22 protein-coding genes are annotated in these 23,634 nt (G+C 26.6%); 12 read left to right on the forward strand and 10 right to left on the reverse strand.

From position 1 onward, the window contains the following. Nucleotides 1-5: 5 nt before the first annotated feature. Nucleotides 6-1,487, reverse strand: a complete 1,482-nt coding sequence (gene pta, locus CNZW441b_RS03500) for a phosphate acetyltransferase (protein ID WP_131186368.1) — start codon at nucleotides 1,485-1,487, stop codon at nucleotides 6-8. Between the two features lie 174 nt (nucleotides 1,488-1,661). On the opposite strand from pta, the gene flgH reads away from it, so the two are divergent. After that, entirely contained in the window at nucleotides 1,662-2,360 is a 699-nt protein-coding gene (flgH, locus tag CNZW441b_RS03505; protein ID WP_131166140.1) for a flagellar basal body L-ring protein FlgH, read from the forward strand. Between the two features lie 36 nt (nucleotides 2,361-2,396). Here flgH and CNZW441b_RS03510 read toward each other — a convergent pair whose 3' ends face one another. From CNZW441b_RS03510 to CNZW441b_RS03540, 7 genes are read right to left on the reverse strand one after another with little or no spacing between them, the layout of a single operon-like run. Further along, on the reverse strand, nucleotides 2,397-4,313 hold the full coding sequence (locus tag CNZW441b_RS03510; protein ID WP_187347513.1) for a motility associated factor glycosyltransferase family protein: 1,917 nt from the start codon (nucleotides 4,311-4,313) through the stop codon (nucleotides 2,397-2,399). 8 nt (nucleotides 4,314-4,321) lie between these two features. After that, nucleotides 4,322-5,743 carry a Mur ligase family protein gene (locus tag CNZW441b_RS03515; RefSeq protein ID WP_131166137.1) on the reverse strand — a complete coding sequence of 474 codons (1,422 nt, stop codon included), beginning with the start codon at nucleotides 5,741-5,743 and terminating at the stop codon, nucleotides 4,322-4,324. Continuing rightward, the gene (locus CNZW441b_RS03520; RefSeq protein WP_131166136.1) at nucleotides 5,736-6,464 is read right to left on the reverse strand and encodes an alpha/beta fold hydrolase; all 729 of its coding nucleotides are present in this window, start codon (nucleotides 6,462-6,464) and stop codon (nucleotides 5,736-5,738) included. The genes CNZW441b_RS03515 and CNZW441b_RS03520 overlap by 8 nt, the downstream gene beginning before the upstream one ends. Nucleotides 6,465-6,466: 2 nt before the next feature. Continuing rightward, on the reverse strand, nucleotides 6,467-6,682 hold the full coding sequence (locus CNZW441b_RS03525) for a type II toxin-antitoxin system Phd/YefM family antitoxin (RefSeq protein WP_131163394.1): 216 nt from the start codon (nucleotides 6,680-6,682) through the stop codon (nucleotides 6,467-6,469). A 58-nt stretch (nucleotides 6,683-6,740) separates the two neighbouring features. Continuing rightward, the gene (locus tag CNZW441b_RS03530) at nucleotides 6,741-7,778 is read right to left on the reverse strand and encodes a D-alanine--D-alanine ligase (RefSeq protein WP_216681573.1); all 1,038 of its coding nucleotides are present in this window, start codon (nucleotides 7,776-7,778) and stop codon (nucleotides 6,741-6,743) included. Nucleotides 7,779-7,789: 11 nt separating this feature from the next. Then, complete coding sequence (gene ruvA, locus CNZW441b_RS03535) at nucleotides 7,790-8,341, reverse strand: Holliday junction branch migration protein RuvA (RefSeq protein WP_131163392.1); 552 nt, start codon at nucleotides 8,339-8,341, stop codon at nucleotides 7,790-7,792. Further along, complete coding sequence (locus CNZW441b_RS03540) at nucleotides 8,317-10,173, reverse strand: flagellar assembly protein A (protein ID WP_216681574.1); 1,857 nt, start codon at nucleotides 10,171-10,173, stop codon at nucleotides 8,317-8,319. Before CNZW441b_RS03540 ends, ruvA begins: the two co-directional genes overlap by 25 nt. Nucleotides 10,174-10,284: 111 nt before the next feature. Here CNZW441b_RS03540 and murJ point away from each other — a divergent pair, with 111 nt between their 5' ends. The 9 genes from murJ to CNZW441b_RS03585 all read left to right on the forward strand — a co-directional run bounded on the left by murJ (nucleotide 10,285) and on the right by CNZW441b_RS03585 (nucleotide 21,017). Continuing rightward, complete coding sequence (gene murJ / locus CNZW441b_RS03545; RefSeq protein ID WP_216681575.1) at nucleotides 10,285-11,736, forward strand: murein biosynthesis integral membrane protein MurJ; 1,452 nt, start codon at nucleotides 10,285-10,287, stop codon at nucleotides 11,734-11,736. After that, the gene (cysS, locus tag CNZW441b_RS03550; protein ID WP_131163389.1) at nucleotides 11,736-13,145 is read left to right on the forward strand and encodes a cysteine--tRNA ligase; all 1,410 of its coding nucleotides are present in this window, start codon (nucleotides 11,736-11,738) and stop codon (nucleotides 13,143-13,145) included. The genes murJ and cysS overlap by 1 nt, the downstream gene beginning before the upstream one ends. Continuing rightward, nucleotides 13,120-14,853 carry an ABC transporter ATP-binding protein gene (locus tag CNZW441b_RS03555; RefSeq protein WP_216681576.1) on the forward strand — a complete coding sequence of 578 codons (1,734 nt, stop codon included), beginning with the start codon at nucleotides 13,120-13,122 and terminating at the stop codon, nucleotides 14,851-14,853. The genes cysS and CNZW441b_RS03555 overlap by 26 nt, the downstream gene beginning before the upstream one ends. 49 nt (nucleotides 14,854-14,902) lie before the next feature. Then, on the forward strand, nucleotides 14,903-15,955 hold the full coding sequence (locus CNZW441b_RS03560) for a quinone-dependent dihydroorotate dehydrogenase (protein ID WP_216681577.1): 1,053 nt from the start codon (nucleotides 14,903-14,905) through the stop codon (nucleotides 15,953-15,955). Continuing rightward, nucleotides 15,952-17,193 carry a M16 family metallopeptidase gene (locus CNZW441b_RS03565; RefSeq protein ID WP_216681578.1) on the forward strand — a complete coding sequence of 414 codons (1,242 nt, stop codon included), beginning with the start codon at nucleotides 15,952-15,954 and terminating at the stop codon, nucleotides 17,191-17,193. The genes CNZW441b_RS03560 and CNZW441b_RS03565 overlap by 4 nt, the downstream gene beginning before the upstream one ends. Beyond that, nucleotides 17,193-18,080 carry a 4-hydroxy-tetrahydrodipicolinate synthase gene (gene dapA / locus CNZW441b_RS03570; protein ID WP_131163385.1) on the forward strand — a complete coding sequence of 296 codons (888 nt, stop codon included), beginning with the start codon at nucleotides 17,193-17,195 and terminating at the stop codon, nucleotides 18,078-18,080. The genes CNZW441b_RS03565 and dapA overlap by 1 nt, the downstream gene beginning before the upstream one ends. Beyond that, complete coding sequence (locus CNZW441b_RS03575) at nucleotides 18,080-18,859, forward strand: enoyl-ACP reductase (protein ID WP_216681579.1); 780 nt, start codon at nucleotides 18,080-18,082, stop codon at nucleotides 18,857-18,859. Before dapA ends, CNZW441b_RS03575 begins: the two co-directional genes overlap by 1 nt. An 82-nt stretch (nucleotides 18,860-18,941) precedes the next feature. Beyond that, complete coding sequence (locus tag CNZW441b_RS03580) at nucleotides 18,942-19,772, forward strand: cysteine ABC transporter substrate-binding protein (RefSeq protein WP_131163383.1); 831 nt, start codon at nucleotides 18,942-18,944, stop codon at nucleotides 19,770-19,772. A gap of 6 nt (nucleotides 19,773-19,778) precedes the next feature. After that, nucleotides 19,779-21,017, forward strand: coding sequence for an MFS transporter (locus CNZW441b_RS03585; protein WP_131163382.1), 1,239 nt, complete (start codon nucleotides 19,779-19,781; stop codon nucleotides 21,015-21,017). Here the strand turns inward: CNZW441b_RS03585 and CNZW441b_RS03590 are convergent, their stop codons facing one another. Further along, nucleotides 21,018-22,286: a M20/M25/M40 family metallo-hydrolase gene (locus CNZW441b_RS03590; RefSeq protein WP_131166127.1), complete on the reverse strand. Its 1,269-nt coding sequence runs from the start codon at nucleotides 22,284-22,286 to the stop codon at nucleotides 21,018-21,020. Between the two features lie 55 nt (nucleotides 22,287-22,341). Between CNZW441b_RS03590 and CNZW441b_RS03595 the strand changes: the two genes are divergently transcribed. Then, nucleotides 22,342-22,872 (forward strand): thermonuclease family protein, encoded by a 531-nt coding sequence (locus tag CNZW441b_RS03595; RefSeq protein WP_131166126.1) that lies wholly within the window; start codon nucleotides 22,342-22,344, stop codon nucleotides 22,870-22,872. 15 nt (nucleotides 22,873-22,887) lie between these two features. Continuing rightward, on the forward strand, nucleotides 22,888-23,058 hold the full coding sequence (locus CNZW441b_RS03600; RefSeq protein ID WP_166683066.1) for a hypothetical protein: 171 nt from the start codon (nucleotides 22,888-22,890) through the stop codon (nucleotides 23,056-23,058). Here CNZW441b_RS03600 and CNZW441b_RS03605 read toward each other — a convergent pair whose 3' ends face one another. After that, on the reverse strand, nucleotides 23,059-23,634 hold the full coding sequence (locus tag CNZW441b_RS03605) for a hypothetical protein (RefSeq protein ID WP_131166125.1): 576 nt from the start codon (nucleotides 23,632-23,634) through the stop codon (nucleotides 23,059-23,061). It abuts the gene before it with no gap.

A 23,634-nucleotide genomic window follows, 5' to 3' on the forward strand; every position in this document is an offset into this window, starting at 1 on the left:
ATTTATTATTGTGCTTGAACTGCACTTAAAATTACTGTGTCTACAATATCATCAACTAAGCAACCTCTGCTTAAATCATTAACTGGTTTTTTAAGACCTTGCAAAAGCGGACCTATAGCTAAAGCATTGGCAGTTCTTTGAACAGCTTTGTAGCATATATTAGCAGCATTTAAATCAGGAAAGATGAAAACATTAGCGTATCCTGCTATTTTTGAATGAGGCATCTTGCTTTTTGCTGTGCTAAGATCATATGCTGCATCAAATTGTATAGGACCTTCGATAGCTAAATCAGGATATTGTTCTTTAGCGATTTTTACCGCTTCTTTAACTAAATCAACACTCACACCTTTTCCGCTATCTCCACTAGAATAAGAAAGAAAAGCGATCTTTGGATCTAGTCCAAATGCTTTAGCGCTTAAAGCACTGACGTAAGCACTTTGTGCTAATTCTTGAGGGGTAGGATTTGGATTTACGGCGCAATCAGCAAAAGCTAAAACTTCATCTTTTAGCCCCATAAAAAATATCCCAGAAACCGAACTAATTCCTTCTTTTGTTTTAATGATTTGCAAAGCAGGGCGTATGGTTTCAGCTGTAGTTGTAGAAGCCCCGCTTACCATTGCATCAGCTTTTTGACTATGAACAAGTAAGGTGCCAAAATAAGTTCTATCTTTTATTAGTTCTTTAGCTTGTTCTAGACTCATACCTTTAGCTTTTCTTGCTTCATAAAGCATAGTAGCAAACTCTTCATTAAATATAGAATTTTTAGGATTTAGGATTTGAATTTTACTAACATCAAAATTAGCATTTTTTTTGATTTGTTCTTCATCGCCTAATAAAATAATATTAGCTAAGTCATTTTTAATTAAAATTTCACATGCTTGTAAAATTCTTTGATCATCACTTTCTGGTAACACTACAGTTTTTTTATTTTTGATATTTTTTTTGATAAGTTCATATTTGAAACGATAAGGAGTTAAGAAATCATAAGCCTTTAAAGAATCAAGTTCATTTAAAGTAGAATTTTCATCTATGAGCGCATAATTTTTATTTTTCAATACTTGATCTAAATATTTTTTTGCAAGTATATTATTTTGCGTAATCATTGCAATAGGAGTATTAAGATTTTTAGCTAAATTTACATTTAAGTCTAAAGTATCCAAAATATCAAATTCATTAAAAGATATTATGAAAACTATATCATATTTATTTTTTAATGTTTCATATTTGTCTAAAATAGTATTAAAAAAGATAAATTCATCATTTTTAAATTGTTCTATAGCTTTTGTTAATTCAAAAGCATAAGCTTGATCAAGATCTTGTTGTATGTTAAATTTTTGCATTAAGGCTTGTGTATCTTTAATTTCGTTTTCATTGATAATAGGATAAAAAATTCCTATTTTTTTATTAGAGTATTTTTCTAAAATTTGTGAAAAAATTTTAGAATTTAATTCTTTATTTTTTGATCCAATGATGTAAATTCCAATCATCTTTCTTCTCCTATATTTTTAAAATCAATAGTCTTAATTTAACAAATGTTAACTTAATAGTTAATTTAAACGATAAAAATATTTTTATTTTTGGAACTTTATTTGCTTTTATTTTGCAGAAAGAAATGTTTTATCAAAATTGATTTGGAAAATTTCATATTCAAAGGACAGATAATGAAAAAGAAAATAATTTATATGTTGCCAATTGTATTTTTTGGCTGTAGTGCTACTGTAGACCCACAAATTTCTATGAAACCGCCAGCATATGTTGAAGAATTAGCCCCAAAACAAAGTAACAATATAGAAAGTGCTCCAGGTTCTTTATTTGGCAAGGGTGATAATCCTTTGTTTTCTGATAAAAAAGCTATGAATGTTAATGATCTTGTAACTGTTGTGATACAAGAAAGCACAACGCAAAGTACACAAGCTAATAAATCAACTAGTAGAACCAATACGGCAAATTTAGGTGGAGGGACTTTAACAGGTGGAACTGGTATTGTTGGTAATGCGATTAATAAAGTTAATGCTTACTCTAATATAGGTTTTCAAACTAATAGTACAAATAATTATCAAGGAACAGGATCGCAAAGTCGCAATGAAAGCTTTAATACAACTATTTCGACAAGGGTGATTAAAATTTTATCTAATGGTAATTATTTTATAGAAGGTTCAAGAGAATTATTGATAAATGGAGAAAAGCAAATTATACAACTTAGCGGAGTTATACGTCCTTATGATATAGGTCAAGATAATACCATAGACAGTCGCTATATAGCTGATGCTAAAATTCTTTATAAAACCGAAGGCGAAGTAGATAGAAGTACAAGAAAACCTTGGGGAAGTAAAGTTATAGAAGCTATTTGGCCATTTTAATTAAAAAGATTAAACCAAAAAAGGTTTAATCTTTAATTAAATTTTTAAGATTCTTTTTTCTAGATTTCTTATTGTAAACTCATTTTTTAAGTCATTGATGCTTTGTTCTAATAAATTTTTCAAAATTTCCATTTGAGAATGTATAAGAGTAAATAAATACAAATGATCTTCTATCCATAGATTTTTTTTAGCTAAAACTTCTTCTTTGTTGATTGGATTAAATACAAAGATTTTTGCTAGATTAAATTCAAATTGATTGATAGTGGAGTAAAAAGCCATGTATATGCTAGAGTGATTATTTCTAATCTCATCTATTTTTAGCTTAACTTCATCGATATTTTGAATAAGTTTTTGATATAAGTTTTCATCATGTTCTAATTTAAGATTTAAAAAATCATTATTAAGCAATTTTAGTTCTTTGTTTAGATAGTCTGTGAAAGTATTACATTGTTTTAAAAGTTCTTTTATCTTAACGTAAGCTTTTAGCAAGTATTCATTTTGTTTTGCTGTACTAGGTGTTGGTATTTCTTTAAAATTTTTTGTATCCTTTAATAAATTCTCGCAAGTGGTTTTAAAACTTTGTTCTATACTTCCTTCTATCCTAGCACCTCCTTCGGTGCAGTTATATACTTTAATATGAAAATTTTTAGCTATATTTTTCTCAAAAGTTATCCTAAAGACATTCCAAATTTCTTGTGTATAGACTAAACCTTTTCCACCATAAGCTGTGGTTTGAAGTTCAAATTTTATATCGTTAGGATCTTGTTCATCATAAGCTCCATATAAATACTCTTTAGGATGAGAATTTCCTTCTTTACTATAAGCTAAATCCTGTCCTATTAAAATAATATTTTTATGATTTAACATCAAAGCTAAATCATAACACATATGTGCAACACTATGTCCTTGCCCAAGACTTAAAATTTGTTTAAATTGAAAATTGTTAAAAAACATATCTTTTGGAGTTAAAATATATTTTCTATAAGGATTGCTTTGGATAAAATTTAGAGTTTGTGGATGAGTAAGTGTGCTTAATATAAATAAAATTCCTTGATCAAATTCTTTAAAATCATTATCAAAAAATTTAGAAGTTGCAAGAACTCTTTCTGTGGATAGAACATAATCTGGTTTAATACCATGCTTTGCTAAAATTGTATAAGAACTATCAGCACAAAAAATAGAAGCTTTAGAAGCATATTTTTTAAGCAAAGGTAGTTGTTTTATGAGAGAAGGGCCTGTTGAAACTATAATGGCGTTTTGCATTTTATCTTTTCTTGCTTTTATAAGATCTAATAAAGAGGAATTACTAAGCATAGAAGAAAGATGTTTGAGATTGTGTTTGATTCCAATTAAGCCATCTTCTGGATCATTTCCTTGTTTCATAAATATATCTTTAATTAATCCTGTAAATTTTTTGTTTATTTTTAAAATATTTTCTTGATAATTTTGTTCATAAAATTCAGAATGAATGTCTAAAAAATATACTCTTAGAAATTTAAAATAAGGCTCTGTTTGACTAAGGAGTGAAAGATCATAAAAAAAATTTTTTTCGCAAGGATCGAGTATGGTTAAACCAGAAAGCTCTTTAGAAAAATCGATAGCATTAAATAAAGCAAAGAGTAGGGAGATATTAGGTTCAAAAATAACAATTTTTTGATGATTTTTATTTTGTAAAAGAATTTTGTATAAAATTCCATTTCCAAAGCCATAAAAATAAAGCACAGGGTATAGATAATATTTATGATTATAAAGTTCTAATTTTTCTTTTAATTCTTCTAAAGGATTTTTATATATACCCCCCCCCGTTGTATTATAAAGATTAATATCTAAATTATCCTTTCCTTGTGAAATATAAAATTCATTTTTAAAATGAGCATCTTCTTTAAGCTTAAGGAGTTTCTCTTTTAAAGTGGGGTTATTAAGAGTATTGATATTTTTATAAAAAATTTCCATATTTATCCTTATAAATAACTTGGCGCATCATTGGAAAAAAGTATTAAGTCTTTATCTTTTGTTTCTTTAGCTAAAATTCCAATAAGTTCTGATTTTTCTTTTAAAAAAATACTTGGAATTGTAAGCGTATCTTTGAAAATTTCTTGATTTATTTTAGCACTAATTATAACTAAATCAAAACATTCATTAATTATTTTTGCAAGTTTTATATTTTCTTCTTTATCTACTTCAATAATACCAGGTGTTATTAAAATTTTACGACCTTTATATGTCTTGCAAAGTCTATAACTTTCGCTCATTCCTTTAAAATTTCCATTAAATCCATCATCTATAATAAATTTAGGCTTTTTTGAGAGTACTTCCAAGCGATGTTTAACTGGTTTTATTTTAAGAATTTGTGTCTTAATTTTTTCTAGGCTAAGTCCTAAAAAATTAGCACAAAGTATGCAAGCGCAAAGATTTTGAGCATTAAAAGAGCCTAGTATAATACTTTTAAAAGAGTGTTTTTCATTATTTAATAAAAGATCAAAATTTATTCCTTCTAAAGAGGCATCGACTTTTAAAATTTTTTGATCATAAAGGCTTATAAGTTCATTTTCGCTTTTTTGAGTGCTTGTGTGTAAAAATGCTTTTTTAAGTTTTTTAGAATTTAAAGCTTCTAGTTTTGTTTTTCTTGTGTTTTCTATATTTTTAAAATATTCTAAATGAGCATTTCCAATTTCTCCTATAATGCAAATTTGTGGCTCTAAAAGTTTGGTAATTTCTTGTATATCTCCTTGATTTCTAGCGCCTGCTTCTGCTATATAAATATCAAATGTTTCATTAAGATTTTCATTAATATCGCGTATTATACCCATAAAAGTATTGACACTTTTTGGGGTTTTGTATACTTTAAAATCATCTTTTAATAAAGTATAAAGAAAATTTTTAATACTTGTTTTTCCAAAACTTGCTGTAATAAGTATTATGGTAAGTTTTTTATTGTTTTCAATTTTTTTCTTTGCTTGAGAATAAAAATATTTTACCCCGAAAAAATCATAAATTTTTAAGCCAATTAGGGCACAAGGCAAGCTTAAAAGATTGAATAAAAATGATAGATGAAAAGATAGTAAAGCAAATAAAGCATTAAAAATAAATACAAGGATAAAAAATATTTTAACTTTTTGAGTAAAAACAAGTTTTTTGTCTATTTTTTTATTCCAAAAATATAGGATAATAATATGAACTATGAAATAAAATAAAGAATAAAGCGGAAAAGCTAAAAATAAAAAATAAGGCAAAAACAAAAAATATAAATGCCATAAAGGCTTATGATAATGAAATACAATGCGTTTTAATTTATAAGAATACCATTGTAAAGCACTAATAAGATAAAAAGCAATGCAAAAATTAAAAATTAAAGTATTAAGATAGTAAATTATATTAAGCATTGTTAATCCCTTTTATTTTTTTAGCAATAAAATCAGAGTGTTGTAAAAAGAAAAAATGATCTCCATCTAAAGGGTAAAATTTGCTATTTTTTATGAGAGAGTGGATAAGTTCTCCACTTTTTAAAGGAGTGTCTTTATCATCATTGCCCCAAAAAATCAATGTTTTAGCTTTTTGATTTTTAAAAATGGCTTCATAATTTTCATCTACAACTTTTTTAAAAGTTTCATACATCAAACTATCCATATGAGCTACATCTTTACTAGCAAAAAATTTATAAAAAGAATTTAAACCTAAAGATTTAAAAAATTTAAAAATATAGATTTTTGTTTTTATTTTTAGGGATTTTTTAGGAACTATTCCAGCGCTTGAGAGTAGTATTAATATTTGATTTTCTTGACAAAGCAGGGTGCTTAATTTTCCTCCAAAAGAGTGCCCTAAAAAAATATCAATATCTAGTTTTTTTTGGATTAGAAATTCTTTGATAATTAAAGCATAATCGTAAGAATTTAGAGCCTCTTCTATGCTAGATTTTCCAAAACCAGGTAAATCTAAATAAATTTGACAAAAAGAATCTAGTTTTTTTTCAAAAGCTTGTTTCATAAGTTCTTTATTGGCCCCCCAACCATGAAGAATTAAAATCTTAAGTTTTTTATCTTGATTAATAAGTTCGTAAGAGAGCTCGTATTTTTTCTCTTTAAATGTTATGCTAGTTAATGCCATTTTTAAGCCTTTTGGTCTGTATAGATTTTTTCTAAAAGTTCTAAAGCATTTTGCAAACGTTCATATTCTTCGATATTAAGCATAACTGCTTCAAATTTATTATTTTTTAAAATGACTATTTTTCCTGATTTGCTTTTTTTTAGTTTGTCTATAATGGGGCTGAAATTTCTTACAACTTCTGTAGCAGTATAAATTTCATCTTTTTTAAAAGAAAGCATATGTATTCCTAAAATATGTTAAATTTTATGTAAAATTTAACATATTTTGTCTTAAAAATTATAATTTACCTTTTTGTCCGTTGATGGAATTTAAAAATTTATATTCAATTTGAAGTGATTTTTCATTTTTGCAATTTTGTGCTAATTTTTGCAAAACTTCTGTAAAGTTGTCAAAAAGATAATTAGCTAAAGATCCTGGATTTGGATTTATTTCGTTGAGGTAAACTTCATCATTAATAATAAAAAAATCACAACGAATTAACGCTCCTTTGAAAAGAGGATTATAAATTTTCTTAAAATTTTCTTTAAGCTTTTCTTTAAGCCTTTCTTCTAATGGTGCTTCTTTAATTGTTGTATGAGAAGAGAAGCTAAGGTATTTTTGTTTAAAATCTAAGTATTCTTGCTTGTTTGGTTCTTCTATGATAGAAAAAATAAACTCATCATCTATCATGCAACCTGCTAGGTTGTATTCTTTGATATTGTTTTTAAAACTTTCTACTAAAATTTCATCATCAAATTCAAAAGCTACATCTTTAGCATACTCAAATTCTTTTTCATTTTTTGCAACACTTATTCCTATGCTACTTCCAAGTCTTGCTGGTTTTAAAATGACAGGAAATTCAATATCTTGTTTTTGATTATCATATTTTTTAATCATAAAATAAGGCAGAGTTTTAACTCCAACTTTTTGTGCATAAAGTTTAGTTAATTCTTTGTTGTATGATAAAACACTAGCTTCTAATCTTGCACCTATATAATTAATTTTATAAAAATCAAATAGAGCTGCTATTTTTCCATCTTCTCCATCTTTTCCATGTATAAGATTGATAGCACAGTCAAATTCTATTTTTTTTTCATTAAATAGATTTTTTTGATAAAAACCTGCATTTTTGAGAAAAATTTGTTTTTCTTTTTTATATAAAGCCTTGCAAAAGGTTTTAGAATTCATTTTTTCACTTGGAATAAGATAGAAATTTCTTTCTGAATCGCAAAATATAAAAATGACTTCTTTTAAGATTTTTTTTAAAACCACCGCACTGACAATACTAATTTCATGTTCATAAGAATTTCCACCAAAAATGATAGCGTAATTCATTATTTTCTCCTTCAGCTTAATTTTTTAAGCGCTTCTTTAATTAAGTCACTTGTATTATTTGATGTGCAATTTGATAAAACTTTAATGATTTTTTCTTGTTTAAAACCAAGAGAAATTAAAGCAGCTAAAGCTTGCGACTTATCATCACTAATTTGTTCTAGATGAGTTTTAGCATCACTAAGTTCTATAAGTATACGTTTGGCGCTTTTTGGTCCTATTCCTGGTACTTTTTTAAAAACATTTTCATCATTAAGGCTTAAAGCTTTATAAAATGAATTTACATCAAGGCTTGAACATATGGTCATTGCTGTATTAGCACCAATGCCATTTACTTTTAAAAGCATTTCAAAAATTTTTTGTTCTTCTTTGTCTAAAAAACCATAGAATTTATTAGAATCTTCTTTGATGATCTGAGTGATTAAAAATTCGTATTTTTGTCCAAGTTCAACTTTTGCCGAACAAAATAATGAAATAAATACGCCATAGCTTAAACCATTGATACATTTTACTATGATAAAAGTAGGTTCTTTTTTTGTAATTATCCCTTCGATGCCAACAACCATTGTATATCCTTTTCATCATAATCTAGTTTTCTATCAATTTCTATAATTGTTTCTTTATCATCTATGGAATTTTTTATAATCCCTATACTTCGTGTTTCTTCTTGTTCTTCAATTGCATAAAAAAATGTTTCTCTTGGATTTAAAAATTCGAATTTAATTTCATTCATATTGCTCCATTTTCCACTTTTATTAATAAGTTTTGCTTTTAAAAGTTCATTTTGTAAATTATCTAAATCTTGTAAAATTTGATTTTTGTCGTATTCTAATTTATTTTTTTGATTTTGCCATTTTATAAATTCTTGATTATAAAGATCAAAATCTTTGATAATCTTTTCATATTGCAAAGGGACAGTTTGATTTGAGTTTTTAAGTTCAAGCACCTTTTTTTTCAAAGCATATACTTCTTGTTGACTTGAATTAATACTTCGTTTTAGAAGATCGATTTTTTGATCAGCTTGTAAAATTTGATTTTTGTTTATAGAAAGTTCTTCAGTATAGTTTCTATCCAAACTTTTTATTTTTGCATTAAATTTATTGTTGTCTCCTTGACATTTTTCTAGAACTATATTTTGATAAAAAGTGAAAACATTATTTGTTAGAACTTCTTCTATGTAAATTTTATCAGCTTCTATAATTCCGCCTAAGCTTTTTTTGATTTTTACAATTTCTGCTTTAACTTTTCCGCCTTCTAAAAGATCAATGTTTACTTCTTTGGCATCAATATGACCTCTATGTGTTTTAACATAAACTTCTTCAGCATTGATTTTGCTTTTGCTATGTGTAATTCCTTTAATATTAATTTTTATTGCATTTAAGTAGGTATTAGCAGCAATATTTCCTTCGACATTTAATTCTTGGCATTCTATTTTAATCCCTGAATTAATAGCATCATGAATGTCTGATGGGAATTTAACATTAATAACCACTCCTTTATCAAGTCCGGCTTTAATAGTCCCTATTTTTTTAAAATCTAATTCTCTAAAATCTAAAGTATTTTGGATGTCATATTTATTCCCATATTCAATAACAAATCCTTTTTTTTGCGCTATATATTCTATGCGATCTTCTTTTTCTTTTGCTTCTATGACATTTGTATGAGAAATATTAAATTTATTTTGCACAGGATCAAGCACTTTTAAAAAATGCAAATTTAAATCTCTTCCTTCTTTTCCATTTCGTGCTTTGATATGAGTAAGAATCACTTCATTTTCATCAACCGTAATAATACCTGATCTTTTTTCATCTTGAGTATAATTTTTAGTCTTTTCTTTGTAGTTAAAAATCAATACTTCATCTTGAGCTTGCATAGGCGAAATTCCTTTTGCAATGGTGACTTGGGTAAAATTAGATGAAGAAGATTTGATTTTGGAAGCAGTTTCAATAAGTTGTTTTTTAAAATCGAAAATGCGAATACCAATTAAAAATTTAAGTTTAATCATTTTTTTATAAATATTTTGAAGTAGTTCTAGTGCTATTTTTTCATGATAGGTTATTTTTTGAAGTTCAATTTCTGCTATGAGTTTGGTCAAATTTTTATTTGCAATCAATTTAATAGCATTGGCGACATTATTGTTGGCGTTATGAATGATTTCTATCTTATACTCTTGTTTAACTTGTAAATTATTTTTTAAAAAAAACTCATCTTGCTCAAAAATATTTAATTCTTTTTCGCTAATTTTTTTCCATTCCTCATCTCCAAAGCGATACCAAGTTGAAAATGCGAGAAGGTGGTAATCAAGTTCATTAACATCTATATTTGTTCGTGAAGCGACTGCTAGTAATTCTTGGTAGGGGTTTGAGGTATAAGAAATAATTTTTTCATTCTCTAACAAGTTGCTCTCCACTAATTTTCATTGAAAAGATATATTATAGTAAATTTTTAATCAATTTTGGTTAAAATATTTATTTTGAAAAATTATTAAAAGTCTTGGTTTTGTAATATTATGAAAAATTTAGTATTTAAAAATTTTATTATTAATGCTTTAGGAATTTTATTTTCTAGAGTTTTAGGTTTAATAAGAGATATTTTAATTGCTTTATTTTTAGGAGCGGGACTTTATAGTGATATTTTTTTTGTAGCACTCAAAATGCCTGCTTTTTTTAGGAGAATTTTTGCTGAGGGTGCATTTAACCAATCTTTTTTGCCCAATTTTATCAAAGTGAAAAAAAAGGGAGCCTTTTGTGTAGGTGTGCTTTATCAATTTAGTATTATTGTATTTTTATTTTGTCTTTTAGTCAGTTTTTTTTCTTCATTTTTTACAAAAATTTTTGCTTTTGGTTTTGATGAAGAAACCATAAAGCTTGCTTCTCCTTTAGTGGCTATTAATTTTTGGTATTTATTTTTTATTTTTATTGTTACTTTTATAGCAGCTTTATTAAATTATAGGCAAAAATTTTTTATTACTTCATTTTCATCTTCTTTGTTTAATCTTAGTATTGTTATAGCGGCTTTTTTTGTGGATAAAAATAATCCCCATGAAACGCTTTATTATTTTTCTTATTTTATAGTTTTAAGCGGAATAGCACAATTAATTTTACATATAATTGTTTTTTATAACAATAGAATTTTGAAAGCTATGAAACTTTCTTTAAAATTTAGAAAAACAAAAACTAATTTAAAATCTTTTTATGGAAATTTTTTTCATGGAATTTTGGGTTCTTCTGCTACACAATTTAGTTCTTTGCTGGATACAACTATAGCTAGTTTTTTGATTACTGGAAGCATTTCTTATCTTTACTATGCAAATCGTATTTTTCAACTTCCCTTAGCTCTTTTTGCCATAGCTTTAACGCAAGTTGCTTTTCCTAAAATTTTAAAATATTTAAAAAGCAATCAAGAAGAATTGGCTTTAGAATTTATGAAAAAAGCTTTGGCTTTTTTGAGTATTTTACTTATTTTTTCTTCTATGATTGGTATAATTTTTGCCAAAGAAATTACTAAAATACTTTTTGAACGAGGAAATTTTTCCAATGAAGATGCTCTAATAACAGCTTATGTTTTAATAGCATATCTTTTAGGACTTTTGCCTTTTGGTTTGCAAAAAATATTATCTTTATGGCTTTATGCTAAATTTAAACAAAAAACAGCTGCTTTTATAGCTTTTAAGGCTTTGATTTTAAGCGCTTTATGTTCTATAGTTTTTATTTTATTTATTCAAGATGAGAAAAATAAAATATTAGCCGTTGCACTTTCTTCTTCTATCAGTGCATTTTATTTGCTTTTGGCTAATATTAAAGAGTTTGGATTTAAGAAATTTTTTTCTTTAATTTCTTGGAGGTTTTGTATTTTATTTTTTGCAATATTTGTATTGGTTGTTATTTTATTATTAGAATTTAAAACTAATATAATTTTTGTTTTTGTATATATATTTGAGTTTATAAAAGGAATAATATAATGAAATTAGTAGATAGTATTTCAAAAGAAAAAAAAGAATTTATTCCAAAAGAGAAAGGAAAAGTAAATATTTATCTTTGTGGTCCTACAACTTATGATGATGCTCATTTAGGACACGCTAGAAGTAGTGTATGTTTTGATCTTTTAATAAGAGTTTTTAAAGCTAAAGGTTATAATCTTTGCTTTGTGAGAAATTATACTGATATTGATGATAAGATTTTAAAAAAAATGCAAGAGAAAAATCAAAGTTTGGAACAATTGAGTGAATTTTATATCAAAAGTTATGAAGAAGATATGAGAGCATTGAATGTATTAGAACCAGATCATAAGCCAAGAGCTACTCATTTTATAAAAGATATGATAAAACTTATTCAAAAACTTTATAATGAAAATTATGCTTATATTTTAGAAGATGGGGTATATTTTGATACAAGTAAGGACGAGAAATATTTTAGTCTTTCAAAAAGAGATATTTTTCAAAATCAAAGTCGTTTAGAAAATGAAGTTTGTAAAAAAAATGAAAGTGATTTTGTTTTATGGAAGTTTGATGAAAAATTCTACGATAGTCCTTTTGGTAAAGGAAGGCCAGGTTGGCATAGCGAATGTATAGCTATGATACAAAGCATTTTTGAAGATAAACTTGATATACATGCTGGAGGAATTGATTTATTGTTTCCACATCATGAAAATGAGGCAACCCAATGTCGTTGTGCTTATAATTATGAAATTTGCAATTATTGGCTTCATAATGGTTTTGTAAAAATAAATAATGAAAAAATGAGCAAAAGCCTTAATAATAGTTTTTTTATCAAAGATGCTTTAAAATTATTCCCTGCGGAAGTTCTTAGAATTTATCTTTTAAGCACCCATTATAGAGCTCATTTTAATTATTCTTTAGAAGATTTGCAAATGAGTAAAAAAAGACTTGATAAATTTTATAGACTTAAAAAAAGAATAGCACTTCAAAAATGTGATAATAAATTTGAAAATGAAAAATTTCAAAGCAAAATAAGTCAAGAAATTTTATTTGTTTTAGAAGATGATTTAAATATTTCAAAAGCTTTATCTTTGCTTGATGAATTTATTGTCAATGTAAATTTAAAGCTTGATAAAGATGGCAAGAATAAAGTTTTTAAACAAGAACTTTCTAGGAGTCTTAAAGAGCTTTGCTTGATTTTTGGTTTTGGTTTTTTAGATCCTAGTGAATATTTTCAATTTGGGGTAAGCTTAGAAGAAAGAAAATTTATAGAAGAGCAAATTTTTTTAAGAAATGAAGCTAAAAAAAATAAGGATTTTGTCAAGGCAGATGAAATTCGTGCCAATTTACTTAAACATAATATCATTTTAATGGATACTCAAAATGGAACCTTATGGGAAAAAAATAATGCAGAAAAAAATGACCTTAATTGATGTCTTAATACGCTTTAAGCCTTTTTATAAACAGTATTGGAAATATTTTTTATTTGCTATTATGGGTATGCTTTTTGCCTCTTTGGGCACTGCTGCAAGTGCTTATGTTATTAAACCTATTTTAGATGATATTTTTATAAATAAAAGTCTTAATTTATTATATATAACTCCTTTTTTTATTTTTATAGTTTATTTTCTTAAAAATTTAGGAGCTTATTTGCAAAGCTATTATACAAGCTTTATTGGGATTGATATATTAAGGATATTAAGATCTAGAGTGCTTGAAAATCTTTTAAGACTTGATATGATGTTTTTTAAACGTTATAGAAAAGGGGAATTAATTAGTCGTTGCACTAACGATATTAATGCTTTGCAAAGTATAGTGGCTAATATTATTCCTGATTTTTTAAGAGAATTAATTACTGCTATTGGACTTTTAAGCGTTGTGATTTATCAAAGTCCAACCTTAGCTTTTTTTGCTTTAATTGTCTTACCAGTAGCCATTTTTCCGCTTGTTTGGTTTGCTAGGAAGCTTAAAAAATATGCAAAAATAACTCAAGAAAAAAATTCAGATCTTTTATCTCGTTTGAGTGAAATTTTCTCTAATATAGAAATTATTAAAGTTAATAATGCCGAAAATAAAGAAAAACTAAGATTTTCTAAAGAAAATGATGAATTAAGTAAGGTTATTTTAAAAAGTGTTCGTGTAACTTCTTTGACAAGTCCTATTATGGAGATTATAGGCTCTTTTGGAGTATCTATAGTTATCATAGTTGGAGGAAGAGAGGTTATACATGGAAATATGAGTGTGGGAACATTTTTCAGCTTTATTACAGCACTTTTTATGATTTATGCTCCAATAAAAAGATTATCTTATTTATATGGTATGTTGCAAACTACCATTGTTGCAAGTGAAAGAACTTTTTATCTTTTAGATTTAAAACCTGAAATTAAGGGTGGAGATAAAAGACTTGAAAATATTTCAGATCTTTTATTTAAAAATGTTCATTTCTCATATGAAAGCGGAAAGGAAATTTTAAAAGGACTTGATTTTTATTTAAAAAAAGGGGAGATTTTGGCTTTTGTCGGTCCTAGTGGCGGTGGGAAATCTTCCATTGTGGGTTTAATTCTTCATTTTTTTAGAAGAAATTCGGGTGATATTTTTATCAATAATCATTCTATAGACGATTTTTCCTTACAATCTTTAAGATCTAAAATATCTTTAGTGACTCAAGATATTTATATTTTTAACGATACCATTGCTCAAAATGTTGCATATAATGAAGAATTTAATGAAAATAAAGTGATTGAGGTTTTAAAACTAGCTAATGCTTATGAATTTAGTATGCAAATGGGAGGAATTCATTCAAAGCTTTATGAAAACGGAAAGAATCTAAGTGGAGGACAAAAGCAAAGAATTGCTATTGCTAGAGCTTTATATAAGAATCCTGATATGCTAATTTTTGATGAGGCTACTTCAGCTTTAGATAATGAAAGTGAAAAAGTTATTATTAATACTATAGAAAGCTTAAAAAAAGATAGGCTTATTATTATGATTGCTCATAGACTTAGCACTATAGAAAATGCTGATAAAATCGCAGTGATAGATAAAGGAAAGGTTTTAGCAATTGGAACCGATCAAGAATTAATGCAAAATTGTCACCTTTATCAGAAATTTAAAAATAAAGAGCACAAAATCAAAGCTTAACTTTATTTTAATTTAGTTAAAATTTAAGTTAAAATTTTTAAGGATAAAAATGATTTATGAACGTATAACGCCTTTAATTTTTAAAATGGATCCAGAATCAGCTCATAGTTTAGTTGAGTATTCTTTAAGAAGTCTGAATGTTATTTTTCCGGGTGCACTTAGTTTTTTGGCTCATCGTTTTATAATACAAGATGAGAGCTTAAGGCAAAATCTTTTAGGACTTTATTTTGATAATCCTATCGGCTTGGCAGGAGGTTTTGATAAAAATGCTACCATGATAAGACCTTTAAGTGCTTTAGGATTTGGTTTTTTGGAATTTGGAACTTTTACTCCAAAAGCACAAGAAGGCAATGAAAAACCAAGGGTATTTCGATTAGTAAAACAAGAAAGCATACAAAATGCTATGGGATTTAATAATAAGGGTGCTAAAGAGATTCGTTCAAATTTAGTTAAAATTTATCCTTTTGTATTACCTCTAGGCGCTAATATAGGAAAAAATAAAAATAGCGAAAATGCACTAGAAGATTATTTTATCCTTTTAAGGGAATTTAAAGATTTATGTGATTATTTTATTATCAATATTTCTTCACCTAATACTAAAAATTTAAGATCTTTACAAAATCATACTTTTTTAAATGATTTATTAAGTGAGGCAAAAAAGATTACCCAAAAACCAATTTTAATTAAAATAGCTCCAGATCTGGATATATCTTTAGCTATTGATTTATGTCAAAAAGCCATAGAAAATGGTGCTAGTGGTTTTGTGATTGCTAATACGAGCACTGATTATTCTTTGCTAGATAATGGAAGAACTTTTGGAGGAATTAGCGGTAAGCTCATACAAGAAAAGAATGGTAAATTTTTTAAAGAATTAGCTAAAGAACTTTTTTCTCATACTATTTTAATTTCTTGTGGAGGAATTGATAGCGGTAAAGAAGCTTATGAGCGTATTAAAAATGGTGCCAATTTAATCCAAATTTTTACAGCACTTATTTATAAGGGGCCAGCTCTTGTTAGAAATATCAATCAAGAGTTACTTACTTTATTAAGAGAAGATGGATTTATGCATATTAGTGAAGCGGTTGGAGTAAATATTAAATGATTGAATTTAAAAATATAAGTTTAAAAAATAAACTTGAAGTTTATGCACTACCTGTTAATAAAAATAGCGAAGTTATTAGCGTTGATATCTTTTATAAGGTAGGTTCTAGAAATGAAGTTATGGGTAAAAGTGGCATTGCTCATATGCTTGAGCATTTAAATTTTAAAAGTACTAAAAATTTAAAAGCTGGAGAATTTGATGAAATTATTAAAGGTTTTGGTGGAGTAGATAATGCTAGTACAGGTTTTGACTATACACATTATTATATCAAATGTGCTAAGAAAAATTTAAATAAAGCTTTGGAGCTTTTCGCAGAATTAATGCAAAATTTAACCTTAAAAGATGAAGAATTTCAACCCGAAAGAAAAGTTGTTTTAGAAGAACGCAGATGGAGAACAGATAATAATCCTTTAGGATACTTGTATTTTCGACTTTTTAATCATGCTTTCATTTATCATCCTTATCATTGGACTCCTATTGGTTTTTTAAGGGATATTGAAAATTGGACAATAGAGGATATTAAGGAATTTCATAAGACTTACTATCAGCCCAAAAACGCTATTTTACTTGTAAGTGGTGATATTGAGAGCGAAGAGGTTTTTAATGGTGCTAAAAAATATTTTGAAAATATAAAAAATACAAAAATTATTCCAAAAGTTTATATGAAAGAACCAAAACAAGATGGTTCTAAAAGAGTAATACTCAGAAGAAATTCTCAAACACAAATTCTTGCTTTAGGTTTTAAAATTCCTAATTTTAAACACAAAGACATTCCAGCTCTTAATGCTTTAGCTGAACTTTTAGGAAATGGAAAAAGCTCTTTAATGAATGAAATTCTTGTTGATAAGTTAAATTTAATTAATGATTACTACGCTTTTGTTAATGATGCTATTGATGAAAATTTATTTATTTTTATTTGTAATTGTAATTTAAATGTTAAAGCTGAACAGGTCGAAAAAGAATTATGGAAAATTATTTACAGTATTAAGAATGAGCAGATTTCAATCAAAGATTTAGAAAAAATAAAAAACAATACTAAGAGTGATTTTATATTTTCACTTAGTAGTGCAAGTGATGTTTCAAATCTTTTTGGTTCTTATTTGGCAAAAGGAGATTTAAAACCATTGTTAAGCTATGAAAAAGATATTGAAAATTTAACTATTAAAGATTTGGTAAAATGTGCTAAAAAATATTTTAATGATAATAATTCCACTACGGTAATTTTAAGGAAAAAATAATGAATTTAATTGGAGCCATGACTGCTTTAATCACCCCTTTTAAAAATGGTAAAATTGATGAGCAAAATTATATTAAGCTTATTGAAAGGCAAATTAATAACGGCATAGATGTTTTAGTTCCAGTGGGAACAACAGGAGAAAGTGCAACTTTAACCCACAATGAGCATAAGACTTGTATAGAACTTGCTGTTGCAACTTGCAAGAATACTTCTGTTAAAGTTTTAGCAGGTGCAGGAAGCAATGCCACTCATGAAGCCATAGATTTAGCTAAATTTGCACAAGAGTGCGGGGCTGATGGTATTTTAAGCGTTACACCTTATTATAATAAACCAACCCAAAAGGGACTTTATGAACATTATAAAAGTATAGCAGATAGTATAGAAATTCCTATATTATTGTATAATGTTCCAAGTAGAACAGGTTGTGAAATCGCAACAGATACTATAATAGATCTTTTTAGAGATTGTAAAAATATTTTTGGCATTAAGGAAGCAAGTGGAAATATCGAAAAATGCGTTGATTTGCTAGCTAAGGAACCAGATATTATTTTAATAAGCGGCGATGATGTTATTAATTATCCTATTCTTGCTAATGGAGGTAAAGGGGTTATCTCTGTAAGTTCTAATTTGCTGCCAGATAAGATTTCTTTATTAACTCATGAAGCATTAAAAGGAAATTATAGCTTAGCTAAAGAAATCAATGATGAGCTTTATTGTATAAATAAAGTGCTATTTTGTGAGAGTAATCCTATTCCAATTAAAACAGCAATGTTTATTATGGGTCTTATAGATTCTTTGGAATTCCGTTTGCCTCTTTGCTCTCCAAGTGATGAAAATTTTAAAAAGATTGAAAATATATTAAAAAAATACAGTATTAAAGGATTTTAATGAATAATGAATTTTTAGGAAAAACTTTAGTGATTAGTGGTGGAACGAGAGGTATAGGAAAAGCTATAGTATATGAATTTGCAAAAATGGGTGTAAATATAGCTTTTACTTATAATTCCAATGCAGAGTTAGCTAAAGACATTGTAAAAGATTTAGAGAATAATTTTAATATCAAAGCAAGAGCTTATGAATTTAATATTTTGGAGCCAGAAACTTATAAAGAGCTTTTTGAGAAAATTGATCAAGATTTTGATAGAATAGATTTTTTCATTTCTAATGCTATTATTTCTGGTCGTGCAGTAGTTGGTGGATATACTAAATTTATGAAACTTAAGCCAAGAGGAATTAATAATATTTTTACAGCAACTGTAAATGCTTTTGTCGTTGGCTCACAAGAAGCTGCTAAAAGAATGGAAAAAGTAGGGGGAGGAAGCATTATTTCTATTTCATCAACTGGAAATTTAGTTTATATAGAAAATTATGCAGGACATGGTACTGCAAAAGCTGCTGTAGAAGCTATGGCAAGATATGCTGCTACTGAATTAGGAGAAAAGAATATACGTGTAAATATAGTAAGCGGTGGTCCAATAGAAACCGATGCTTTAAGAGCTTTTACAAACTATGAGGAAGTAAAACAAGCTACAATTAATCTAAGCCCTTTAAATCGTATGGGTCAACCAGAAGATTTAGCTGGTGCTTGTTTATTTCTTTGTTCATCTAAGGCAAGTTGGGTAAGTGGACATACTTTTATTGTGGACGGAGGAACTACTTTTAAATAAAAATTAATTGAATTTATTTTTATTTATATTTTTTTATATAGTAAGTTTCTATTTTTATTAATAAAGAGAGAAAGGTTTATTTATGAAAAAAGTATTTTTGTATTTTTTAATGATATTTTCATCATTAGCTTTATCAGCCTGTTTTGATTCTAATAATGCAAATTCTTTAGAGCAAATTAAAAAGAATGGTTTTGTAAGAATAGGGGTTTTTGGCGATAAACCGCCTTTTGGCTATATAGATGAAAAAGGTGAGAATCAAGGTTATGATATTTATTTTGCTAAACGTATTGCCAAAGAACTTTTTGGAGATGAAAATAAAGTTCATTTTGTCCTTGTTGAAGCAGCTAATCGTGTTGAATTTTTAAAATCCAACAAAGTTGATATTATATTAGCAAATTTTACTAAAACACCACAAAGAGAAGAGCAAGTTGATTTTGCTTTACCTTATATGAAAGTTTCTCTTGGAGTTGTTGTTCCTAAAGATTCTACTATATCTAAAATTGAGGATTTAAAAGATAAAACTTTATTACTTAATAAAGGAACAACAGCTGATGCATATTTTACAGAGAATTATCCTGATATTAAAACTTTAAAATATGATCAAAATACAGAAACTTTTGCCGCTTTGCTTGATAAGAGGGGAGATGCTTTAAGTCACGATAATACTTTGCTTTTTGCATGGGTTAAAAATCATCCTGATTTTAAAATGGCTATTAAAGATTTAGGAAATCACGATGTAATAGCACCAGCAATTAAGAAAGGTGATACACAATTAAAAGAATTTCTTGATAACTTAATTATAAAACTCTCTAATGAGCAATTTTTTCATAAAGATTATGAAGCAACATTAAAAGATCATTTCTCAAGTGATATAAATGCTGAAGATGTTGTTATAGAAGGTGGAAAAATTTAATTTTTAATGAAAAATAAAAAAATAAAAAATATTATTTATGCCTCTTTAGGAGGCATTTTAGAATTCTATGATTTTATTTTATTTGTCTTTTTTCTTGATATTTTTATTAAAATATTTTTTCCTCCTCAAGATGAAAATTTTTTAAAATTTAGCTCTTATTTATTATTTGGTATTGCTTATTTAATACGTCCTTTAGGTGCTATTTTTATTGGACATTTTGGCGATAAAATAGGACGAAAAAAAATTTTTTATATTAGCATGCTTTTGATGATTTTACCTAATTTTGTTATTGCTTTTTTACCTAGTTATGAAAATATAGGAATTATAGCGCCTATTATTTTATTTTCTATGAGAATTTTACAAGGTCTAGCTGTAGGTGCTGAAGTAAGCGGTTCTTGGATTTTTGTAAGTGAATTTGTTAAAGGCAGGCAAATTCCTTTGGCCTTAGGTTTTATTTCTATGACTTTAACGTTTGGTTTATTATTGGGTGGTTTAACAGTTATTGTCTTGAAAAATACTTTTAATGAAGAGGAATTAGAGCTTTATGCTTGGAGAATACCTTTTGTAATAAGTGCTATTTTTGGATTTTTAGCACTTTTTTTAAGAAAACATCTTGATGAAACTCCTATTTTTGAGAAGATAAAGAAAAATAATCAAATTTTAAAATTCCCATTAAAACAAGCTTTAAAAACTCATAAAACTAGTATGCTTATTTGTTTTTTAATGAGTGTTGTATTAACTAGTGGTATTGCTACTTTAATGATATTGCCAAAATATTTTTATAAAATTTTACCTTTAAATGAAATAGAAATTCTTTATATTCAAAATTGGGCAATTTTTATTTTAATGATAGGCTCTTTAGTGCAAGGAATTTTGGCTAAATTTTATGGATCTTATAAAATTTGCATAATATTTAGTTTGATATTTATGCTATCTTCTTTATTGCTTTCTTTGCATAATGATTATTTTGTTTTATTTTATTTTATAACTTGTTTTTCTCAAGGAATTGTTACTTTTGCGCCTGTATTTATGACACAAATTTTTAAAAGTGAGTTAAAATTTAGTGGCCTTTCTTTTGCTTATAATATTTCTTATGCAATTTTAAGTTTTGTAACTCCTTTTATAGTGGATTTATTTTTTGATACTTATTTGAAATTTTATTTTATTTTTGTAGGATGTAGTGCTATAAGTTGCGTGTTGATATTAAAATATTTTCTTGCAAAAGATGCAAGAAATATATTTTAATTATTGATATTTTTTTAGAAGTTCAAAAACAATTTTTGAGATTTTTTCAATAGAGGCTATTTCGCATCTTTCATCTGTTGAATGTGGATTATATATATTTGGCCCTATAGAACAGCATAAAAGTTCTTGTTTTTTTTCAATAATACCACATTCTAAGCCTGCGTGTATAGCTGAAATTTTAATATTTTTATTTTCTTTTTTAAATATTTCTAATAAATCATTGCTTAATTCATTTTCCTTTCCTTCCCAAGGTGGATAAAAATTAAAAGAGTGAGTTTTAAAATTAAAGGCTTTAAAAAGTGTCAGGGTTTCAAATTCAATTTGTTTTAAATCTTCTAGCAAATTCGATCTTGCAAAAAGATTTATTTTTATTTCTTTTTCACTCATTTTTAAAATACCTAAATTAATACTTGTTTGAACTATATCTAGCTTCTTATTAAAACTATGAACTCCTTGAGAAAAAGAATTTAAAGCATCAAGCAAAATATCAGATTCTAAACATATTTTTTCTTTTTTTTCTCCTACAAATTTACAATCAATATATTTACTAGGTTTAATATTATCATCAAAAAATACTAAAGCTTTTGCATATTTTGGTATAGAATTTACTCTTTCTCCCCCTTCAAAATTTATAATTTTCCCTTTATTTTCTTTGATAAAACGTGCCATTTCTTTTATAGAGCTTTTGGGGTTATCAATGATATCAATACCAGAGTGCCCACCTTTAAAATTAATCGCATTTAATTCATAAACTTTTCCAAAATACTCTTTTGTGTTATATTCTAAAAAAGCATCTATATCTACTCCACCAGCACAGCCTATAATGATTTCATTTTCATTTTCATGATCTAAATTTAATAACATTTTAGAGCACAGTTTATGCTCTAAATCATTAACCCCCATAAGTCCAACTTCTTCATTATTAGTAAAAAGGCATTCTAAATTTTGAAATTTTTGCATAGCTTCAAGCATTATAGCAATGCCGATGCCATTATCAGCTCCCAGGGATGAATTTTTAGCTTTTAAATATCCATTTTCTTCATAAACTTCTATTTTTGGGGCGCTTCCCATACAAACCATATCATAATGACTTTGTAAACAAATTTTAGGATTACCTTTAATACAATGAATATTTCCAGCTAAATCAATATTTACTTCAAATTCTTTCTCTTTAGCATAAGCATTTAAAAAATCTTTCATTTGTTCTGTTTCATAACTGCAATGTGGTATTTCACATAATTTTTTAAAATTTTGTATGACATTTTGCATTCTAACTCCTTTTATTAGATAAAATTATACATAATTTTTAGTTTTTGGAATTAAAATGAGATTAAATATTGGAAAAATATTGAATTTTAGAAAAATTTTAAGTGATCCTAAAAAATTTTTTTCTTTTTTAATTTTGATATTTGTGTTAATTTTTATAGAGAGTTTTATAGCCCAAACAAAATCTTTTGATGCAAAGGTTATAAAAGTTATAGATGGTGATACTATAGAAGTTTTAAATTCAAGTGGAAGTAAATATAAAATAAGATTTTTTGCAATTGATGCTCCAGAGCTTAAGCAAAAATTTGGAACAGAAGCTAAAAATTATCTTAGCTCGATAATTAAGGATAAAAAAGTAAAAATAATTTATAAAGATGAAGATCTTTATGGTAGAATTTTAGCAATTGTGAAATTTGATGATTTAGATATTAATCAAATAATGGTTTCTAAGGGTTATGCTTGGGCCTATAGTTTTTATAGTGATATTTATATAAAAGATCAAAAATTTGCACAGAAAAATTCTTTGGGTCTTTGGAAAGATCAAAATCCTATAGAGCCTTATAAATGGAGAAAGCAAAATAAATTCTAATTTGGATAAAGACTTATGAAGTATATGTATTTTTTTATATTTATTTTATTTTCCGGATGTTTTGTAAACGAAAGAGGAATTTCCAATAGATATTATAGTGATTGCAAAGAGTATTATGATGCAAGTGGAATTTATCATAAAGAATGCCCTAATAATTGGGTTGATATTCCTTTAAATCCAAAATAATTATTTTCTCATTGAAGCCATTAATGTTGCAGCCATTGCTTCTGGATTTGCATTTGCTCCATTTTCATTTGTTTGAGCTTCTTGTTTTGTTGTATTTGATATAGGTCGTTTAAGCTTAAATATATGATCATCCATTGTAACGATTTGTAAATTTGCTTCAAAAATTTTAATCTCGCTTACGTGTCCTATAATTTTAACTTCTCTTTTTTTAGAAGAGTCATCAAATAAAGCATGAGCCTCAAGTTCTAAAACATCTCCTAGTTTTAATGGGGCATAGAAAAAACATTTTGATCCTATTAAAACAGAATATTCTTTATTTATGGCAGCTTGTGCAACATAATTTGCTGCAGAAAAAATAAATGCATCAAAGATAAGCCCTTGATCATCTACTATCATTTCTGGAGAAGTTATTAAAATAGATTTAGCATAATTTTTTGAAAGTTCAATAATAGTTCCAGAAAGAGAATTATTTAAATCAGGGCATGTTACAAGTTCTGATTTTATACGCGATATATCTTCTTGAGATGCGTATTCTTCTAGTTGAGCGTATTCTTCAAAATTATCTTTTTTTGCCAT

It is taken from the genome of Campylobacter novaezeelandiae, from assembly GCF_018968685.1.
GTDB lineage: Bacteria > Campylobacterota > Campylobacteria > Campylobacterales > Campylobacteraceae > Campylobacter_D > Campylobacter_D novaezeelandiae.

Excerpts from the sequence above, each read along its gene's own strand:
- pta (WP_131186368.1), bottom strand. The coding sequence starts at position 1,487 with ATGATTGGAATTTACATCATTGGATCAAAAAATAAAGAATTAAATTCT.
- flgH (WP_131166140.1), top strand. The coding sequence starts at position 1,662 with ATGAAAAAGAAAATAATTTATATGTTGCCAATTGTATTTTTTGGCTGT.
- CNZW441b_RS03510 (WP_187347513.1), bottom strand. The coding sequence starts at position 4,313 with ATGGAAATTTTTTATAAAAATATCAATACTCTTAATAACCCCACTTTA.
- CNZW441b_RS03515 (WP_131166137.1), bottom strand. The coding sequence starts at position 5,743 with ATGCTTAATATAATTTACTATCTTAATACTTTAATTTTTAATTTTTGC.
- CNZW441b_RS03520 (WP_131166136.1), bottom strand. The coding sequence starts at position 6,464 with ATGGCATTAACTAGCATAACATTTAAAGAGAAAAAATACGAGCTCTCT.
- CNZW441b_RS03525 (WP_131163394.1), bottom strand. The coding sequence starts at position 6,682 with ATGCTTTCTTTTAAAAAAGATGAAATTTATACTGCTACAGAAGTTGTA.
- CNZW441b_RS03530 (WP_216681573.1), bottom strand. The coding sequence starts at position 7,778 with ATGAATTACGCTATCATTTTTGGTGGAAATTCTTATGAACATGAAATT.
- ruvA (WP_131163392.1), bottom strand. The coding sequence starts at position 8,341 with ATGGTTGTTGGCATCGAAGGGATAATTACAAAAAAAGAACCTACTTTT.
- murJ (WP_216681575.1), top strand. The coding sequence starts at position 10,285 with ATGAAAAATTTAGTATTTAAAAATTTTATTATTAATGCTTTAGGAATT.
- cysS (WP_131163389.1), top strand. The coding sequence starts at position 11,736 with ATGAAATTAGTAGATAGTATTTCAAAAGAAAAAAAAGAATTTATTCCA.
- CNZW441b_RS03555 (WP_216681576.1), top strand. The coding sequence starts at position 13,120 with ATGCAGAAAAAAATGACCTTAATTGATGTCTTAATACGCTTTAAGCCT.
- CNZW441b_RS03560 (WP_216681577.1), top strand. The coding sequence starts at position 14,903 with ATGATTTATGAACGTATAACGCCTTTAATTTTTAAAATGGATCCAGAA.
- CNZW441b_RS03565 (WP_216681578.1), top strand. The coding sequence starts at position 15,952 with ATGATTGAATTTAAAAATATAAGTTTAAAAAATAAACTTGAAGTTTAT.
- dapA (WP_131163385.1), top strand. The coding sequence starts at position 17,193 with ATGAATTTAATTGGAGCCATGACTGCTTTAATCACCCCTTTTAAAAAT.
- CNZW441b_RS03575 (WP_216681579.1), top strand. The coding sequence starts at position 18,080 with ATGAATAATGAATTTTTAGGAAAAACTTTAGTGATTAGTGGTGGAACG.
- CNZW441b_RS03580 (WP_131163383.1), top strand. The coding sequence starts at position 18,942 with ATGAAAAAAGTATTTTTGTATTTTTTAATGATATTTTCATCATTAGCT.
- CNZW441b_RS03585 (WP_131163382.1), top strand. The coding sequence starts at position 19,779 with ATGAAAAATAAAAAAATAAAAAATATTATTTATGCCTCTTTAGGAGGC.
- CNZW441b_RS03590 (WP_131166127.1), bottom strand. The coding sequence starts at position 22,286 with ATGCAAAATGTCATACAAAATTTTAAAAAATTATGTGAAATACCACAT.
- CNZW441b_RS03595 (WP_131166126.1), top strand. The coding sequence starts at position 22,342 with ATGAGATTAAATATTGGAAAAATATTGAATTTTAGAAAAATTTTAAGT.
- CNZW441b_RS03600 (WP_166683066.1), top strand. The coding sequence starts at position 22,888 with ATGAAGTATATGTATTTTTTTATATTTATTTTATTTTCCGGATGTTTT.
- CNZW441b_RS03605 (WP_131166125.1), bottom strand. The coding sequence starts at position 23,634 with ATGGCAAAAAAAGATAATTTTGAAGAATACGCTCAACTAGAAGAATAC.